Annotated in this window: 17 protein-coding genes; 11 read left to right on the top strand and 6 right to left on the bottom strand. The window is 66.7% G+C overall.

Annotation, left to right across the window (positions count from 1 at the left end; translation table 11 throughout):
* Positions 1-3 precede the first annotated feature (3 nt).
* Both NJG22_RS20110 and NJG22_RS20105 read right to left on the bottom strand, forming a co-directional pair.
* Complete coding sequence (locus NJG22_RS20110; RefSeq protein ID WP_253097085.1) at positions 4-606, bottom strand: START domain-containing protein; 603 nt, start codon at positions 604-606, stop codon at positions 4-6.
* A gap of 89 nt (positions 607-695) precedes the next feature.
* Entirely contained in the window at positions 696-1,532 is an 837-nt protein-coding gene (locus NJG22_RS20105; RefSeq protein ID WP_134692064.1) for a bifunctional allantoicase/(S)-ureidoglycine aminohydrolase, read from the bottom strand.
* Positions 1,533-1,810: 278 nt separating this feature from the next.
* Here NJG22_RS20105 and NJG22_RS20100 point away from each other — a divergent pair, with 278 nt between their 5' ends.
* Both NJG22_RS20100 and NJG22_RS20095 read left to right on the top strand, forming a co-directional pair.
* Positions 1,811-2,707, top strand: a complete 897-nt coding sequence (locus tag NJG22_RS20100) for a hypothetical protein (RefSeq protein WP_253097083.1) — start codon at positions 1,811-1,813, stop codon at positions 2,705-2,707.
* A 125-nt stretch (positions 2,708-2,832) separates the two neighbouring features.
* Positions 2,833-3,585, top strand: a complete 753-nt coding sequence (locus NJG22_RS20095; RefSeq protein ID WP_253097081.1) for a methyltransferase domain-containing protein — start codon at positions 2,833-2,835, stop codon at positions 3,583-3,585.
* 47 nt (positions 3,586-3,632) lie between these two features.
* Here the strand turns inward: NJG22_RS20095 and NJG22_RS20090 are convergent, their stop codons facing one another.
* Positions 3,633-5,186, bottom strand: coding sequence for a hypothetical protein (locus NJG22_RS20090; protein ID WP_253097072.1), 1,554 nt, complete (start codon positions 5,184-5,186; stop codon positions 3,633-3,635).
* Between the two features lie 186 nt (positions 5,187-5,372).
* On the opposite strand from NJG22_RS20090, the gene NJG22_RS20085 reads away from it, so the two are divergent.
* The gene (locus tag NJG22_RS20085; protein ID WP_253097070.1) at positions 5,373-6,587 is read left to right on the top strand and encodes a YeeE/YedE family protein; all 1,215 of its coding nucleotides are present in this window, start codon (positions 5,373-5,375) and stop codon (positions 6,585-6,587) included.
* On the opposite strand, the gene NJG22_RS20080 is transcribed toward NJG22_RS20085, so the two are convergent.
* Entirely contained in the window at positions 6,584-6,754 is a 171-nt protein-coding gene (locus NJG22_RS20080; RefSeq protein WP_253097068.1) for a hypothetical protein, read from the bottom strand. The two genes, NJG22_RS20085 and NJG22_RS20080, sit on opposite strands and share 4 nt — an antisense overlap.
* 207 nt (positions 6,755-6,961) lie before the next feature.
* On the opposite strand from NJG22_RS20080, the gene NJG22_RS20075 reads away from it, so the two are divergent.
* The 8 genes from NJG22_RS20075 (at position 6,962) to NJG22_RS20040 (ending at position 16,105) form a co-directional block, all read left to right on the top strand.
* On the top strand, positions 6,962-7,984 hold the full coding sequence (locus tag NJG22_RS20075; protein ID WP_253097066.1) for a substrate-binding domain-containing protein: 1,023 nt from the start codon (positions 6,962-6,964) through the stop codon (positions 7,982-7,984).
* A 73-nt stretch (positions 7,985-8,057) separates the two neighbouring features.
* Positions 8,058-8,828, top strand: a complete 771-nt coding sequence (locus NJG22_RS20070) for an AP endonuclease (RefSeq protein WP_253097060.1) — start codon at positions 8,058-8,060, stop codon at positions 8,826-8,828.
* Entirely contained in the window at positions 8,821-9,780 is a 960-nt protein-coding gene (locus tag NJG22_RS20065; protein WP_253097058.1) for a sugar kinase, read from the top strand. Before NJG22_RS20070 ends, NJG22_RS20065 begins: the two co-directional genes overlap by 8 nt.
* A 47-nt stretch (positions 9,781-9,827) precedes the next feature.
* Positions 9,828-11,105 carry an MFS transporter gene (locus NJG22_RS20060; RefSeq protein ID WP_253097049.1) on the top strand — a complete coding sequence of 426 codons (1,278 nt, stop codon included), beginning with the start codon at positions 9,828-9,830 and terminating at the stop codon, positions 11,103-11,105.
* Positions 11,106-11,115: 10 nt separating this feature from the next.
* Positions 11,116-12,102: a D-glycerate dehydrogenase gene (locus tag NJG22_RS20055; protein ID WP_253097047.1), complete on the top strand. Its 987-nt coding sequence runs from the start codon at positions 11,116-11,118 to the stop codon at positions 12,100-12,102.
* 138 nt (positions 12,103-12,240) lie between these two features.
* Positions 12,241-12,987, top strand: coding sequence for a gluconate 2-dehydrogenase subunit 3 family protein (locus NJG22_RS20050; RefSeq protein ID WP_253097046.1), 747 nt, complete (start codon positions 12,241-12,243; stop codon positions 12,985-12,987).
* A gap of 2 nt (positions 12,988-12,989) precedes the next feature.
* A complete protein-coding gene (locus NJG22_RS20045; protein ID WP_253097038.1) occupies positions 12,990-14,774 on the top strand; it encodes a GMC family oxidoreductase in 1,785 nt (594 codons plus the stop codon).
* An 11-nt stretch (positions 14,775-14,785) separates the two neighbouring features.
* Positions 14,786-16,105 (top strand): cytochrome c, encoded by a 1,320-nt coding sequence (locus NJG22_RS20040; RefSeq protein ID WP_253097036.1) that lies wholly within the window; start codon positions 14,786-14,788, stop codon positions 16,103-16,105.
* Between the two features lie 128 nt (positions 16,106-16,233).
* On the opposite strand, the gene NJG22_RS20035 is transcribed toward NJG22_RS20040, so the two are convergent.
* Positions 16,234-16,563, bottom strand: coding sequence for a hypothetical protein (locus NJG22_RS20035; RefSeq protein ID WP_217847676.1), 330 nt, complete (start codon positions 16,561-16,563; stop codon positions 16,234-16,236).
* Positions 16,564-16,675: 112 nt separating this feature from the next.
* Positions 16,676-17,488 carry a sulfite exporter TauE/SafE family protein gene (locus NJG22_RS20030; protein ID WP_253097034.1) on the bottom strand — a complete coding sequence of 271 codons (813 nt, stop codon included), beginning with the start codon at positions 17,486-17,488 and terminating at the stop codon, positions 16,676-16,678.
* Positions 17,489-17,533: the final 45 nt, after the last annotated feature.

The raw sequence follows: 17,533 nt of genomic DNA, 5'->3' as shown, positions 1-17,533 counted from the left end.
CCCTCAGGGCTGGCGCTCGGCCACGGCACGCAGGGTCTTGAGGGTGACCAGCGGTGCATCCACCACGAACTGGTTGGCCAGCCAGCCCGGCACGTCGCCGGCCGGGTCGGCGCGCAACTGGTAGGTGACCTCGGTGTCGCGTTCGCCCAGCGGGCGCATGATCCATTCGCCGCTGAGCCGGCGCACGCGGATCAACCCGGGCGTCACCGGTACCCGCCCGGGTTCGGCGCTCAGGTGGCGGACCAGGGTGTCGTCGGCAAGGCGCTCGGTACGCACCTTCAACACCATGTCCCGGGGCTTGGCCGGCCAGGGCAGGGCGGTGCTCAGGTAGACCCAGGTGGTATCGCCGTCCACCTCCAGCAGGCGCATGTCGGCGCAGGCGTACAGCCACTTGCAGGCCACGCGCAGGTTCTCCTGCAGGTCGGTGAGGGTGCGCACGCTGGCCTTGATCCGGGTGACACCGCGAAATTGCTGGTAGGGCGAGCCCTCGACGCTGCTCAGGTAGACGTCGATGCCGTCTTGTTGGCGGGCCAGTTGCCAGTTGTCGGCCCACGACGTGGCAGCCGGTAGCAGGAGCAGGGCAAGCAGGGCGCGGGGGAGGTTCATGGCAAGAAGCCGGAGAAGGAGATGTGCTGAGTATGGCCCAGCAATGTGGGAACGGGCTTGCCCCGTTCCCACAGGTCAGGCAGGGGCGATCAACGCTGTGGGTTGAGCGTCAGGTGCACGTGGCGGTTGACGTCCTTGTACAGCAGGTAGCTGAACGGGCCTGGACCGCCGGAGTAGCAGGCTTGCGGGCAGAAGGCGCGCAGCCACATGAAGTCGCCGGCCTCGACCTCGACCCAGTCCTGGTTCAGGCGATACACCGCCTTGCCTTCCAGTACGTACAGGCCGTGTTCCATTACATGGGTCTCGGCGAACGGGATCACGCCGCCGGGCTGGAAGGTGACGATGTTCACGTGCATGTCGTGGCGCATGTCGGCCATGTCGACGAAGCGGGTGGTGACCCAGCGGCCTTCGGTGCCTGGCATCTCGATGACGGTGGCGTTGTCGCGGTGGGTGACGAACGACTCCGGCGCCGGCAGGCCTTCGACTTTCTGGTAGTGCTTGCGCAGCCAGTGGAAGGTGACGTTGGCCTTGCTGTTGTTGCGCAGGCTCCAGTCGGCGCCCGGTGCCAGGAAGGCATAGCCGCCGGGGACCAGGGTGTGGTGCTTGCCTTCGACGGTGATGTCGATTTCGCCTTCGACCACGAACAGTACCGCTTCGGCGTTCGGATCCAGCTCGGGCCGCTCGCTGCCACCTTCGGGGGCGACTTCGACGATGTATTGCGAGAAGGTCTCGGCGAAGCCGGTCAGCGGGCGGGCGATGACCCACATGCGCATCTTGTCCCAGAACGGCAGGTGGCTGGTGACGATGTCACGCATCACGCCCTTGGGGATCACGGCATAGGCTTCGGTGAACATGGCACGGTCAGTCAGCAGCTCGGTCTGAGCCGGGTGCCCACCGTGGGGGGCGAAGTAGGAAGGTTTCGACATGAACGGTCTCGACTTGTTGTTCTCTCCCCGTGCCTGGGACCACACCGGCCGGTGCGTGCAGGGGATGCCACGGCAGCATAGGGGGCAGTTCCCGATATCTACAAATGAAATGTTGAAATACCCAGTATTTGGTTTGTGAATGCAGTCCTCGCTGGCTTGCCGGTGCGCATGCAAGCCAATTCCTATATCAATGTAGGAGGGATCTGCGACATTGGATCCACGACATTTTTTTCACATCCCCTTGCTAGCATCGCCGGCACTTTCAAGGAGCCGACTAGATGATGCATGTGCTGCGCAAGCGTGGTGTTCGCCTGGCCTTGGCCACTACCGCAGGCCTGGTGGCCAGCACCCTGGGCTTCTTCGCCTGGCAAACCTTCTACCCGGTGCAGGCCGCCGACGGCTGGGAGGTGCAGGTGCTGCACAACTCGGTGGCCCGGGCCGCCTCGCTGCTGCCCCAGACCGACGGCAGCCTGCTGGTGAGCCGCGAGCTCAATGGCGGCAAGGGCAGCATCCTGCGCATCAGCGCCGAGGGTGACCGGGTGGTGTTGCTCGAGGGGCTGTCCAAGCCTGATGGCATGGTCGCCGTCGACGGCGGCTGGGCGTTCAGCCAGGAGGTGGGCGGGGCGCCGGTCAGCGTATCGCGCAGTGGCCAGGTCAGCACGCTGTTCCAGGGCAACAACGTCCAAGGGTTGTACAACGATGGCGAGCACCTGTATGCCATCGAGGACCGCAAGGGCGATGGCCGGCTGCTGCGCTACAACTGGCGCAGCGGCCAGCTCGAGGTGCTGCGCGCGGGGCTGACCGAGACCGAGGGCCTGACCCGCTGCAATGACGGGCGACTGCTGTACACCGAGAAGAGTACCGGCAAGATCCGCGCGTTGAGTGCCGAAGGCAACGATCCGGTGGTGGTCGAGGGGCTGCGTAATCCCACCTTCCTGTTGTGCGATGCCCGTGGGCTGTGGATCAGCGAGGATTCGACCCATCGGGCGCGGCTGCTGCGGGTCGATGGCGCCGGCGTGCAACACGTCGTGCTCAGTTACCTGAAGGCGCCGCAAGCCATCGTGCCCGATGGCAAGGGCGGCTACCTGCTGGCCGAAGGCGGCCGTGACCGGGTCCTGCGTCTGACCCCGCCGGTGCAGGCCGCCGCGCTCGCGCAGCGGGTGCCGCAGGCCTGAGCCAGGTGCATCCGCACGGCGCCAGGCCTGGCGACTGCGTACAGGCACGGCAGGCCTTGTCCTAGGAGCCCTTGTGCCCGAACCACCAGGCTCGGCACACTGGGCGCCTTGTGAAGGAGCAGGCCATGGCATGTGCGAAAGCGGATTTCACCACGCGGCTGCTGCTGGACGCCGGCATCGGCGCGGGCATGCGCGTGCTCGATGTCGGTTGTGGCAACGGCGAGGTGAGCGTGCTGCTGGCCGAGCTGGTGGGCGAGGACGGGGCAGTGGTGGGCATCGACCACTTGACCGCGGCACTGGCCAGCGCCCAGCAGCGCGAGGCCCCCACGGGCGCGGCATCGCTGCTGTTCGTGGCTGCCGACCTGAACGCCCCGCCGGCCTCGCTGGGGCTGTTCGACGCCGTGGTCGGGCGGCGGGTGCTGATGTACCAGGCCGATGCGCCCAAGGCGGTGCGGACCCTGGCCCGACACCTGCTGCCCGGTGGCGTGATGGTGTTTCAGGAGCATGACACCACCCTGGCCCCAGCCAGCCTCGAACCCTTCCCGCTGCACCGCAGGGCAACCCGCTGGCTGCAGCGCATGCTCGCTGCCGAAGGGGCGGACCTGCAGTGTGGTTTCCACCTGCATGCGACCCTGAGCCAGGCCGGCCTGAAGGTTCAGGACCTGCGCGCCGAATGCCTGGTGCAGACCCCCGACAACGACACGGGCCTGGCCGCGATCATCCGCGCCTGCCTGCCGCGTATCATCGCCCTGGGCGTGGCCACGCCGCGCCAGGTCGGCATCGACACCCTGCACGCCCGGCTCGAGGCCGAGCGGCGGCAGGCGCGGGGTATCTACATCGGCGATGTGATGTTCGGCTGCTGGGCCCGCAAACCTTAGTGCGGTGTTGGCAAACAGTAGCGAGTGGTTTTTGCAAAAGCACCACACTAGGCCTCGCTGGCTTCCTCCTCCATGGCTTCTGCCAGCAGTTCCACCTGGCCGTGGCCGGGCAGCGAGGCGACGATGTTGTCGATCTTGGTCTGGTCGAGAATCGGCGCCGAGCGCATCCGCTCCTTGGCTGCGGCATGGGTCACGTCGATTTCGTTGAAGCGCCCGTCCAGCTTGCGGTAATGGGCGTAGCAGCCGATGTCGACGGCGAAGGCCTGGAAGGTGCCCTCGGCCGACTTGTGGGTCAGGGCGGTGGCGCAGCTGTGGATGATGCGGTAGTCGAGCAGGCGATAGATCAGCGCCCGTAGTGCGTCGTTCTGCTGCAGCAGTTTTTCCTCGATGACGAAGATGTTGTTCTTCTTGTCCAGGCAGAAGCTCTTGATGATGTAGATGCCCTTGATCAGGTCGTCCTGCTCGTCGTCCTTGGAGTCCTGCTTGAGCTCCTCGATCTTGCGCTCGAAGTTGTTGCGCGAAAGGATCCGCACCTCGTCCTTGCCAATCTTGCCGCCTTCGTTCTGTACGGTCTCGTTGAGCAGGTGCAGGAACAGCGAGAGCACGTCGCGCGGCACGCCACCGCCGGCCATCACCAGGCGGTCGAAGCCTTCGCCCTTGAACAGGCCCATGATCTGCGCCTCGCTGATGCCGGCCTGGGCGCCGAACTGCAAGAGAATGGCGTGGTTCTGCTTGAGGGTGCGGGGGAAGTTGCTGAAGGTGTAGTCGATGTCGATGGGTTGGTAGTCGTGGCGCTCCTGGGCGCCGATCGGCTGGCCCTCGCGGTCGACGTAGAGGGTGGAGGAGTGGCGCAGGGTGGCGATCTTGAAGTAGATCGGGATGTCCTTGCACAGCCGATGCACGTAGTCGACGACGAAGGCCTGGTCAGTGCGCTTGAGGTGGTACAGGTCGTCGATCTGCAGCAGGATGCCCTTGACCGTGCTCGATGCCGCGAACAGCTCGCGCAGGTTGTCCTTGAGCCGCGGCAGCCAGAGGTCGAGCTCCTGCAGCTTTTGCCGGTGGATGCGGAACGAGCGCTCGACCTCCTGGGTTTCCTTGGCCGTGTGCTTGGCGTTGAAGGTGATGTCGTCGATCTTGATGCCGGCGTCGAAGCCGGCATGCTGTTCGCTGGCGCTGCGGCTCCTGACCTCTTCCTCGTGGGCATCGGCGTTGACGTGCAGGGTTTTGAGCTTGTCGAGGATGTCCTTGATGATCTGCTTGAGCTTTTTCTTCTTGCCGAACCAGCCCGAGATGTTCTTGTCCAGTTCGCGGAAGATCGACGCCAGGATCTCTACCAGGACATTGGGGAACGAGTGGCGTTTGAAGTCCTCGCAGTTGAGGTAGATGCTCTTGAGCTCGGGCTTGAGGCTGCGCGAGGAATGGTGCAGCAGCAGGGTCTTGCCACAGCCGCGGCGGGCGAAGATGGCGTGGTTCTGCTTGGAGATCGCATCCTGCAACGCAGTGCCGACGCTGATGTAGGCCACCGGGTCGTTGTCGCGCTGGACGCGCAGGTTTTCCGAAATGACTTCGCGGAGTTTTTCCAGTTGTGCGGGTTTGAGCATGGCACTGTCCTGTGGCGGGGGAAATCCAGGTCAGTAGCAAAACACAACGCCCAATCTGAAATTTCTTGCACTTGTGTAGGTTGTTTCCGAGCCGCTCCTGCCGGGCTCGGTTGCACCCTTCGTCTGCCCGATGCTGCGCCGTAACGCTATACTCGCCGGCTGTTCCACGGGTTTCCGAGTATCGCGATGGGTCTTTTTATGTCAGCCACACCTGAGCCGCGCCGCCTTGGCGCGCCGTCGATCGCCCTGGCCCTGCTGCTGGCAGGGGCCTGGTTCCTCAACCGGCAAACCGGCTTCAAGCAGGTGCTGCTGCTGATCGTCGGTGCCGCGCTGGGCCTGACCCTGTATCACGCCGCCTTCGGCTTCACCTCGGCCTGGCGGGTATTCATCAACCAGCGGCGGGGCGCCGGGCTGCGGGCGCAGATGGTCATGCTGGCGCTGGCGGTGGTGCTGTTCTTCCCGGCGCTGGCGGCGGGCAACCTGTTCGGCCAGCCGGTGACCGGGCTGGTTGCGCCGGCCGGGGTGTCGGTGGTGTTCGGCGCGTTCATCTTCGGCATCGGCATGCAGCTTGGCGGCGGCTGCGCCTCGGGCACGCTGTTCACCGTGGGCGGCGGCAATGCGCGGATGCTGGTGACCCTGCTGTTCTTCATCATTGGCTCGGTGAGCGCCACCCATCACGCCGACTGGTGGTTCGCGCTGCCGTCGTTGCCGGCGACCTCGATCGTCCAGGCCTGGGGCGTGGGCCCGGCGCTGCTGGCCAGCCTGGCGCTGTTCGCGGCGATCGGCTGGGCCACGGTGGTGCTGGAGAAGCGTCGCCATGGTGTGCTGGAGGCCGCGCCAGCCACTGAGCACCAGGGGCTGCGCCGCTTGCTGCGCGGGCCTTGGCCGCTGCTGTGGGGCGCCATTGCCCTGGCCCTGCTGAACTACGCCACCCTGGCCCTGGCCGGACGGCCCTGGGGTATCACTTCGGCCTTTGCCCTATGGGGCGCCAAGGCCTTGAACGGGCTGGGCATCGAGGTGGGCAGTTGGGTGTTCTGGCAGGCGCCGGCCAATGCCAAGGCGCTGGCCGCGCCGCTGTGGCAGGACATCACCACGGTCATGGACATCGGCATCGTGCTGGGGGCGTTGCTCGCCGCCGGCCTGGCCGGGCGCTTTGCGCCCAGTCTGAAGATTCCCCTGGCCTCGCTGCTGGCGGCGGTGATCGGCGGGTTGTTGCTCGGCTATGGCTCACGCTTGGCCTATGGCTGCAACATCGGTGCGTATTTCAGCGGCATCGCCTCGGGTAGCGTGCATGGCTGGCTGTGGCTGGTGGCGGCGTACGCCGGCAACCTGGTGGGCGTGCGCCTGCGGCCGCTGTTCTTTGCCGGGGAGCGGCGGGCCGTGGCGTTGAGCGGCTGCTAGGCGATGAATGGTGCTTCGACCGGGGCGGGGGCTTCGGCATCCTGCAGGATGCTGGCGTGGACCGCGCCGCCGCACAACCCGGCCAGGCCGATGCTGGCCACGACGATATCGCCCAGGAGCAGGCCGGCAAGCAACAACAGCAGGCTGATGCGAAACACGGTGGTCATGGCGCGCTCCCGGGCAGTCGATATGGCGTCCTGGCCCACCATAACGTGCTGGTTCCGACCGTACAGCCCTTTGGCACAGTTCGCCTGTGCTTTGGCCGAACGAGCGTCACTTGACGATCGGGGGCATCCCTGATTTCATTGAAACCGTTTTCATCACCCCTGCATACACACCAATAACAACCGCTGTAACAAGAAGAAGGGTATCGGGTGGACAAGGATCAGGCTCCCGCGCGCACGCGGGTCACCATCAGCGAAGTCGCCAAGGCCGCGGGCGTGTCCAAGGCCACCGTCTCGCGCTACATGGGTGAGGATCGGCAACTGCTCGCCGAGGCCACGGCCGCGCGCATCGCCGCGGTGGTCGAGCGCCTCGGCTACCGGCCCAATCGCATGGCCAGCGCGCTCAAGCGCGGCCGCACCGGGCTGATCGGCATGCTCCTGGCCGATATCCGCAACCCCTATTCGGTGGCGGTGATGCACGCTGTCGAAACCGCCTGCCGCCAACAGGGCTACAGCCTGGTGGTGTGCAACACCGATTGTGACGATGCCCAGGAGCGCACGCACCTGCAGGCCTTGCAGGCCTACAACGTCGATGGGCTGATCGTTAACACCCTGGGCCATCGGGCCGGCGAACTGGCCAGCCTGGCCGGCGACCTGCCGATGGTGCTGGTGGACCGGCAGTTGGCGGGGCTGCCGGGCGACCTGGTCGGGCTGGACAATGGCGATGCCGTCGAGCAGGCGCTCGAGCACCTGCAGCAGCAAGGCTACCGCGACATCCTGGCGGTGACCGAGCCACTCGACGGCACCAGTTCGCGGCAGGAGCGGATCGATGCGTTCCTGGCCGGCATCGCCCGGCGCCGAGGGCTGCGTGGGCAGGTGCTGGAGGTCGGCGCGCAACTGCCCGGGCAACTGCAAGGGTTTCTCACCGGGGCAGGGCATGGGCCACAGGCGCTGTTCACCTGCAACGGCGTCGCGACCCTCGAAGTGGTGCGCCTGCTGCATGCACGGGGTGGGCAACTGTTCGACGAGGCGGGGCTGCTGGCCCTCGATGAGCTGGACTGGTACCCCCTGGTCGGCAGCGGCATCACAGCCCTGGCCCAGCCGACCGCCGAGATTGGCGCCGCCGCCGTGCAATGCCTGCTCGAGCGTCTGCAAGGCAGCCGCGCGCCGGCCCGGCGCCTGGACTTGCGCGCCCGCCTGATTCCCCGAGGCTCAACCCGACCGCGTCCGTGACGGGCTGGTCGACGGGTTGTAGCCTGGCTGAAAATGAAACCGGTTTCATTCAACAAGAACAAGGATCACGAGCATGCACAGCAATACGGTCTCCATCAGCCTGTCGAGCTTCGGTGCCGACAGCGTGCGGCACCTCGGCCAGGCGTCCTACCTGCCCTTGCTGGCGGCGGCGGGCGTGCGTCGGGTGGAATGGCGCGAAGAGCTGTTCGACCAGGCGCCCGATCTCGCCTTACTGCGCAGCCAGGCCGCCGAGCATGGCCTGCAAAGCCTGTACTCCACGCCTTTGGAGTTGTGGCGTGAGGACGGCAGCCTGGAGCCGGCCATCGGCGAGCGCCTGCAGCGCGCCGATGCACTGGGGGCCGTGGCATTGAAGGTGTCGCTGGGGCACTACCGCGACGGCTGCGACCTGCGGGCCCTCACGCCACTGCTGCAGGCCCGCGCGGCCTTGTTCGTGGAAAACGACCAGACCGCCCATGGCGGGCGCCTGGATACCTTGCTGGCGTTCTTCCGCGAGGCTCAGCGCCTGGCGGTGGCGCCGGGCATGACCTTCGATATCGGCAACTGGTACTGGCACGACGAGTCGCCGTTGCTGGCCGCGCAGTTGCTTGGCCCGTGGGTGCGCTACGTGCACTGCAAGGCCGTGGCGCGGCGCGCTGACGGGCGCCTGGTGGCGGTGCCGCCGCAGGCCCTGGACCTGGCCCAGTGGCGTGAGCTGGTCAAGCACTTTGCCCCGGGCCTGCCGCGCGCCATCGAATACCCGCTGGTGGCCGACGACCTGCTGGCCTACACCGCCCAGCAGGTTGCCCAGCTGGCCGAGCTCGAAGGGCAGGTGTGCCATGGCTGAGCATGACGTGCTGTGTTTTGGCGAAACCATGGCCATGTTCGTCGCCGGCCAGTGCGGCGACCTGGCCCAGGTCGAGGGCTTCGGCAAGCGTATCGCCGGGGCCGACAGCAACGTGGCCATCGGCCTGGCGCGCCTGGGCCTGCGGGTCAACTGGCTGAGCCGGGTCGGTGACGATTCGCTGGGCGCCTTCGTGCTCGCCACCTTGCGCGGCGAGGGGCTGGATTGCGCCCAGGTCGAAGTCGACGCCGAGCACCCTACCGGCTTTCAGCTCAAGGAGCGTTGCGACGATGGGCGCGACCCCAAGGTCGAGTATTTCCGTCGTGGCTCGGCGGCGAGCCGGTTGTCGCCCCAGCACCTGCAGGCGCATTTGCTAAAGGCTCGCCACCTGCATGCCACGGGCATTCCACCGGCCCTCTCGGCCAGTTGCCGGGCCTTGTCCCACGCACTGCTCGACGGCATGCGCAGCCAAGGCCGCAGTATTTCCTTCGACCCCAACCTGCGCCCGTCGCTGTGGCCCGACCGGCAGACCATGATCGATGAGGTCAACGCCCTGGCGGTGAAGGCCGATTGGCTGTTGCCAGGGCTGGAGGAGGGCCGCCTGCTCACCGGGCGCCAGTCGCCCCAGGCCATCGCCGACTTCTACCTGGAGCGCGGCGTGCAGTGCGTGGCGATCAAGCTGGGCGCCGAGGGTGCCTACTGGCGCGATGCCCAGGGCGGTCATGGCGTGGTGCCCGGCCATCCGGTGGCCCAGGTGGTGGACACCGTGGGCGCCGGCGACGCTTTCGCCGTCGGCGTGGTCAGTGCCTTGCTCGCAGGCTTGCCCCTGCGCCGCGCGGTGGACCGTGGCAACTGGTGCGGCAGCCGCGCGGTGCAGAGCCGCGGCGACATGGAAGGGCTACCGCAGCGGCATGAGTTGGAACGTTATGAACGCACCTTGAGCAAGCGAACCTGAATCCGCCGAACCTGATGTGACAAAAACAACAAGACCAGGAGAACCCCATGCACACCGATCGCCTCGCTCCCAGACGCTGGTGGTACATCATGCCCATCGTCTTCATCACCTACAGCCTGGCCTACCTCGACCGCGCCAACTACGGTTTCGCCGCGGCCTCGGGCATGGCCGACGACCTGAAGATCACCCCGGCGCTGTCGTCGCTGCTCGGCGCGCTGTTCTTCCTCGGCTATTTCTTCTTCCAGGTGCCTGGCGCGATCTATGCGCAGAAGCGCAGCGTCAAGCAGTTGATCTTCGCCAGCCTGATCCTGTGGGGCGGCCTGGCCACGTTGACCGGGATCGTCCACGACGTCTACTGGCTGATCGCCATTCGTTTCCTTTTGGGCGTGGTCGAGGCGGCGGTGATGCCGGCCATGCTCATCTACCTGTGCCATTGGTTCACCCGTGCCGAGCGCTCGCGGGCCAACACCTTCCTGATCCTCGGCAACCCAGTGACCATCCTGTGGATGTCGGTGGTGTCCGGTTACCTGGTGCAGCAGTTCGACTGGCGCTGGATGTTCATCATCGAGGGTGCCCCGGCGATCATCTGGGCGTTCATCTGGTGGCGCCTGGTGGATGATCGCCCCGAGCAGGCCAAATGGCTCGATGCCCAGGAAAAGGCCGCCCTGCGCCAGGCACTGGAAGCCGAGCAGCAGGGCATCAAGCCGGTGAAGAACTACGCCGAGGCGTTCCGCTCGCCGACGGTGATCATCCTGTCGCTGCAGTATTTCTGCTGGAGCATCGGCGTTTACGGCTTCGTCCTGTGGCTGCCGTCGATCCTCAAGCAGGCCGCGGCGCTGGACATCGTCACTGCCGGCTGGCTGTCGGCGGTGCCCTACCTGGGCGCGGTGCTGGCCATGCTCGGGGTGTCCTGGGCTTCGGACCGGCTGCAAAAGCGCAAGCGCTTCGTCTGGCCGCCGCTGTTGATCGCCGCTGTGGCGTTCTATGGCTCCTATGCCCTGGGCACCGAGCACTTCTGGTGGTCCTACGCCTTGCTGGTGCTGGCCGGGGCCTGCATGTATGCGCCCTACGGGCCGTTCTTCGCCATCGTCCCCGAACTGTTGCCGGCCAACGTCGCCGGTGGCGCCATGGCGCTGATCAACAGCATGGGCGCGCTGGGTTCGTTCTCGGGCTCGTACCTGGTCGGCTACCTCAATGGCGCCACCGGCGGCCCGGGCGCTTCGTACCTGTTCATGTGCGCCGCGCTGCTGCTGGCGGTGGCCCTGACCGCCGTCCTCAATCCTTTGCAACAGGCGCGCCGGCACAGCCTGGCGCCGAGCCGATAGGAACCTTTCGATGAAAAAACGCATCGTCGTCTACAAACGCCTGTCCGATGAGCTGATGGCGCGCTTGCACGCGCAGGCCGAGGTGACCTTGGTCGAGTCGCCCGCCGCCGATGGCCTGGCGCGCCTGCGCGCGGCGCTGCCGGGGGCGCACGGCCTGCTGGGCGCGAGCCTGCGCCTGGACGGCGCGCTGCTCGACCTGGCGCCGCAGCTGGAGGTGATCTCCAGTGTCTCGGTGGGCGTGGACAACTATGACATCGAGGCGCTGGCGCAGCGTGGCGTGCTGCTGACCAACACCCCCGATGTGCTCACCGAGACCACCGCCGACACCGGTTTTGCCCTGATCCTGGCCTGTGCCCGGCGGGTGGTGGAGCTGGACGGCTGGATCCGCGCCGGCCACTGGCGGGCCGGGATCGGGCCGGCGCAGTTCGGGTGCGACGTGCAGGGCAAGACCCTGGGCATCGTCGGCATGGGGCGAATCGGCGAGGCCCTGGCGCGCCGAGCCCACGCCGGTTTCGGCATGCGCGTGCTGTACCACACCCGCCAGCCGCGGCCCGAGGTAGAGGCGCGCTTCGATGCCGGTTATCGCAGCCTCGACGCGTTGCTGGCCGAGGCGGATTTCGTCTGCCTGAGCCTGCCGTTGAGCGCCGAGACGGAAAACCTCATTGGCCAGCGCGAACTGGCGCTGATGAAGCCTTCGGCGATCCTGGTGAATATTTCCCGTGGCCGGGTGCTGGACGAGCCGGCGCTGCTGCGTGCCCTGGCCGAGCGGCGCATTCGCGGCGCCGGGCTGGACGTGTTCGTGCAGGAACCACTGCCGCTGGATTCGCCGCTGCTGCAGCTGGATAACCTGGTGGTCACGCCGCATATCGGCTCGGCCACCCTGGAAACCCGCGAGGCCATGGCCCGCTGCGCGGTGGACAACCTGCTGGCGGCATTGGCCGGCGAGCGGCCGGCCAACCTGGTCAACCCGCAGGTGTGGGCGCGCCGAACCCATTGAACCTGGCGAGCGTTGCGCTGCCCGATAACAACAGCTCTTGTCTGGCACTCAAGGGGCTGGGGCTGCCTGGCAGCCCTGGAACCGGCCAGCAAAAGAGCGACGATTCCCGTATGACCTGATCGATAGAGAGACATCCCCATGTCCAAGGACCATCCCGCCTCCGTGCAACCGGCGCGACGGGCGTTCCTGCGCAAGTCCCTGACCCTGATCCCGCTGGCGACCCTCGCCAGTTCGGGCATGGGTAGCGCAGTGCTCGCCGACAGCGCCACCCCCCAAGCCAGTGAACCCGCCAGCCCGGCGCCGGCCCGGGCTTACCAGCCGACATTCTTCAGCGCCCAGGAATGGGCCTTCGTCAACGCCGCCGTGGCGGTGCTGATCCCCAGTGACGCCCTGGGCCCAGGTGCCGCCGAGGCCGGCGTGCCCGAGTTCATCGACCGCCAGCTCAACACCCGTTACGGCAGCGGTGGGCTGTGGTACATGCAGGGGCCGTTCCACCCCGATGCCCCCAGCGAGCTGGGCTACCAGCTCAAGCTCAGCCCTCAGGAAATCTACCGCCTGGGCATCGCCGAGACCGACGCCTGGTGCCAGGGGCAATGGGGCAGGGGCTTCGCCCAGCTCGATGCGGCGCGCCAGCAGCAAACCCTGGAGGCCCTGGACAACGGCCAGGCCGCCTTCACCGCGGTGCCGCCGGCGACCTTCTTCAACATGCTCTGGCTGAACACCCGCGAGGGCTTCTTCAGCGACCCGCTGCACGGTGGCAACCAGGGCCTGGCCGGTTGGAAACTGGTCGGCTTCCCCGGCGCCCGCGCCGATTTCATGGACTGGGTGGAGCGTGACGAACGCTATCCGTTCCCGCCGGTCTCGATCAGCGGCGAGCGGGGGTGAGCATGAGCCAGATGAAAAAAGTCGATGTGGTCATCGTCGGGTTCGGCTGGGCCGGGGCGATCATGGCCAAGGAGCTCACCGAGGCCGGCCTGCAGGTGCTCGCCCTGGAGCGTGGCCCGGCCCGTGATACCTACCCGGACGGCGTCTATCCGCAGACCATGGACGAGCTGACCTACAACTCGCGCAAGAAGCTGTTCATGGACATCTCCCGCGAGACCGTGACCCTGCGCCACAGCGTCAACGACGTGGCCGTGCCGTATCGCCAGTTCGGCGCCTTCCTGCCTGGCACCGGGACCGGCGGCGCCGGGTTGCACTGGTCCGGCGTGCACTTTCGCGTCGACCCGGTGGAGCTGCGTTTGCGCAGCCACTACGAGGAGCGCTACGGCAAGGCCTTCATCCCCGAGGGCATGACCATCCAGGACTTCGGCGTCAGCTACGAAGAACTGGAGCCGTACTTCGATTACGCCGAGAAGGTCTTCGGCACCTCCGGCACGGCCTGGTCGATCAATGGCCAGGTAGTGGGCCGCGACAAGGGCGGCAACCCGTTCGCCGCCGACCGCTCCAGCGATTTTCCGCTGGTGGCGCAGAAGAACACCGTGTCGGCGCAGTTGTTCGAAAAGGCGGCCCGCGAGGTTGGCTACCACCCCTACAACCTGCCATCGGCCAATACTTCCGGGCCCTATACCAACCCCTACGGCGCGCAGATGGGGCCGTGCAACTTCTGTGGCTATTGCAGCGGCTACGCCTGCTACATGTATTCCAAGGCCTCGCCCAACGTGAATATCCTCCCGGCGCTGCGCCAGGTGCCGAACTTCGAGCTGCGCAACAACGCCCATGTGCTGCGGGTCAACCTCAGCGCCGACAAGCGCCTGGCCACCGGCGTCACCTACGTCGACAGCCAGGGGCGCGAGATCGAGCAGCCGGCCGACCTGGTGATCCTCGGCGCGTTCCAGTACAACAACGTGCGCCTGATGCTGCTCTCCGGCATCGGCAAGCCCTACGACCCGATCAGCAACCAAGGGGTGGTGGGGCGCAACTTCGCCTACCAGAACATTTCCACGGTGACGGCGTTCTTCGACCGCGACAGTCACCACACCAACCCGTTCATCGGCGCCGGCGGCAATGGCGTGGCGGTGGATGACTTCAACGCCGACAACTTCGACCATGGCCCCCATGGCTTCGTCGGTGGCTCGCCATTCTGGGTCAACCAGGCCGGCGCCAAGCCGATCTCCGGCACCAAGACGCCGCCGGGCACGCCGAAATGGGGCAGCGCCTGGAAGGCCGCGGTGGCCGACAGCTACCGGCACATGCTGTCGATGGACGCCCACGGCGCGCACCAGTCGTATCGTGACAACTACCTGGACCTGGACCCGGTGTACAAGGACGCCTACGGCCAGCCACTGTTGCGCATGACCTTCGACTGGAAGGACAACGACGTGAAGATGAACCGCTTCATGGTCGAGCGCATGGGCAAGATCGCCGAGGCCATGGGGCCCAAGGCGATCAGCGCAGGCAAAAAGGCCTTCGGCCAGCATTTCGATGCGTCCAGCTACCAGACCACCCACCTCAACGGCGGTGCGATCATGGGCACCGACCCTGCGACCAGCGCGCTGAACCGCTACCTGCAATGCTGGGACGTGCACAACGTGTTCGTCCCCGGCGCCTCGGCCTTCCCCCAGGGCCTGGGCTACAACCCCACCGGGCTGGTGGCGGCGCTGACCTACTGGTCGGCGCGGGCGATCCGCGAGCGCTACCTGAAGAACCCCGGCCCATTGGTGCAGGCATGAGGAGGCCGGTCATGAAGCTCAAGACACTGTTCATCGCCATGCTTGGCCTGGGTGCGAGCACGCTGTTGCACGCCGCCGAAAGTATCGACCCGGCGCTGGTCAGGCAGGGTGAATACCTGGCCCGTGCCGGTGACTGCGTGGCCTGCCACACCGCCAAGGGCGGCAAGCCGTTCGCCGGCGGGCTGCCCATGCAGACACCCATCGGCACCCTGTACTCGACCAACATCACCCCCGATGCCACGGGTATCGGCAACTACCGCTACGAGGATTTCGAACGCGCCGTGCGCCAAGGCATCGGCAAGGACGGCAGCACGCTGTACCCGGCGATGCCGTATCCGTCCTATGCGCGGGTCAGCGACCAGGACATGCAGGCGCTGTATGCCTACTTCATGCACGGCGTGCAGCCGGTGGCGCGGCAGAACCGGGACAGCGACATCCCCTGGCCGTTGAGCATGCGCTGGCCGCTGGCGTTCTGGCGTGGCTTGTTCGCCCCCGAGGTGAAGCCGTTCCAGGCTGGCGAGCGCGATCCGCTGGTGGCGCGCGGCGCCTACCTGGTGGAGGGCCTGGGGCACTGTGGCGCTTGCCATACCCCCCGGGCGATCAGCATGCAGGAGAAGGCCCTGGAGGCTGGCGAGGGTGAGGCATTCCTGGCGGGCAGCGCGCCGCTTGAAGGTTGGATCGCCAAGAGCCTGCGCGGTGACCACAAGGATGGCCTGGGCAGTTGGAATGAAGCGCAGATCGTCGCCTTCCTCAAGACCGGTCGCAACGAGCGCACGGCGGTGTTCGGCGGCATGAGCGACGTGGTCGAGCACAGCATGCAGTTCATGAGCGATGCCGACCTCACGGCCATTGCCCGCTACCTGAAGACGCTGCCGGCGGTGAACGCCGACGATCAGCCGTTCCAGGCCGACCCCGCGGTGGCCAAGGCGCTGTGGCAGGGTGACGACGGCAAGCCTGGCGCGGCGTTGTACGTGGACAACTGCGGGGCGTGCCACCGCAGCGACGGCCAGGGTTATGCGCGGGTGTTCCCGGCGCTGGCCGGCAACCCGGTGGTGCAGGGGCAGGATGCCACCTCGCTGATCCATATCGTGCTGCAAGGCGCGACCTTGCCGGCCACGGCGACGGCGCCCTCGACCTTCAGCATGCCGGGCTTCGGCTGGCGCTTGGCGGATCAGCAGGTGGCCGATGTGGTGAACTTCATTCGCAGCAGCTGGGGCAACCAGGCGCCATTGGTGAGCGCGGGGCAGGTGGCGGGGTTGCGCAAGGCCGCGCCGTTGCCGCTCAAGGCCGAGTCGCTGATTGGTGATACCACGGGTATCGCCGAGCCTTGATCGGCGGACTGTGGGGGCGGGTTTGCCGGCGATTGCAGCCCTTGCGCAATCGCGGGGCAAGCCCGCTCCAGGTCCTTAATGTCTAAATAACTTTAAAAAAATCATATAAATATCTAATTTATAATCATTTATCGCTTGGCGACGGCGTGCTGCGCGCACTGCTCGTAGTACGTCTGCTTGATCGCTGCGGGCTTGAGCCGCGAGCGGCTGTTGTAGGTCTGTTCGGTAATACCGAATGCGGTCATGCGCATCCACGGCTTGGCGAACTTGCGCACCTGCAGCTTCTTGCGGGTGGCGTACAGGGTGACGCCGGAAAGCTTGGCCTGTTGCGCCTCGGCGGCGATCTGCGCGCCCCAGCCGCACACTTGGCGTTCGTTCTGGCTCAGGGCCCGAGCCTGGGCGCCAAAAGCGCTGGTGGCCAGTAGGCAGCTGGTCACGGTTGCTAGAAATAGCCGCATGTTGCTTTCCTAAGCGTCTGAAGGAAAACGAAGTTTGCCTTTGGATCGGGCGGCAGGGGGCCAGCACTTTGCTGTCAGGGGCGTTGTGCGCTTGCGTGAGGCCTCCAGGCGCTCACCCCATACCCAGCATCACCAGCAGCACCCCCGCCAACAACCCCAGGTAGGCCCGGGCGTGCGCCGTATCGGAAATCCGCCCAAGCAGCGGCGCTGCCAGGTGCATGCCAAGCCAGGCACCGACAGTCATCGCCAACGCGGCGCGCAGGTCGACGAAGCCCAGCACGCCCGCCCCAAGATCGAGGCTGGCCGCTGGCACCAGCGCATACACCAGCGTCGCCGCCAGCGCCATGGGCAACGACAACGGATTGGCCATGGCCGTGGCGGTGCGCATGCTGGCGCCGCGGCGGCGCATCAATGGTACGGTCATCACGCTGCCGCCCACGCCCAGCAGGGCGGCTAGCGCACCGATGGGCAGGCCGGCGAGGCGCGCGCCAGTGCGGCTCAACTCACTTAGCGGCCGGCGTCCGGCGCGGACGAAGCCGGGACGCAACCAGGCATCGAGCAGGCTCAGCGCCAGGTAAGCGATGAACAGCCAGCGCAACCAGGCGCTGGTCACGTACAGCGCGGCCCAGGCCCCCAGCAGCGCACCCAGGGCGATGGCCGGTGCGAGTGGCCGCACCAGGTCCCAGCGCAGGCTGCCAGCGCGATGATGGCGCCAGGTAGCCAGGGCGCTGCTGAAGATCATCACCGTGGCTGAGGTGGCCACGGCCATCTGCATGGCGTGCGCGGCCACGCTGGAGCCAGCGCCGTGGCTGGCCAGCAGCAGTGCATAAAGCAGCGGCACGGCGAAAAAACCGCCGCCGAAGCCGAACAGCAGGGTGGTGACGCCGGCGCACAGGCCGAACAGGCCGAGCAGGGGATAGAACATGGCGGGGACCTTTCACAGAGGGCGGGCTGCCAGCGTACGCGGGGG

It is taken from the genome of Pseudomonas sp. VA159-2 (assembly GCF_024126635.1).
Lineage (GTDB): Bacteria > Pseudomonadota > Gammaproteobacteria > Pseudomonadales > Pseudomonadaceae > Aquipseudomonas > Aquipseudomonas muyukensis.
This window is presented reverse-complemented; position numbering and strand designations above follow the sequence as displayed.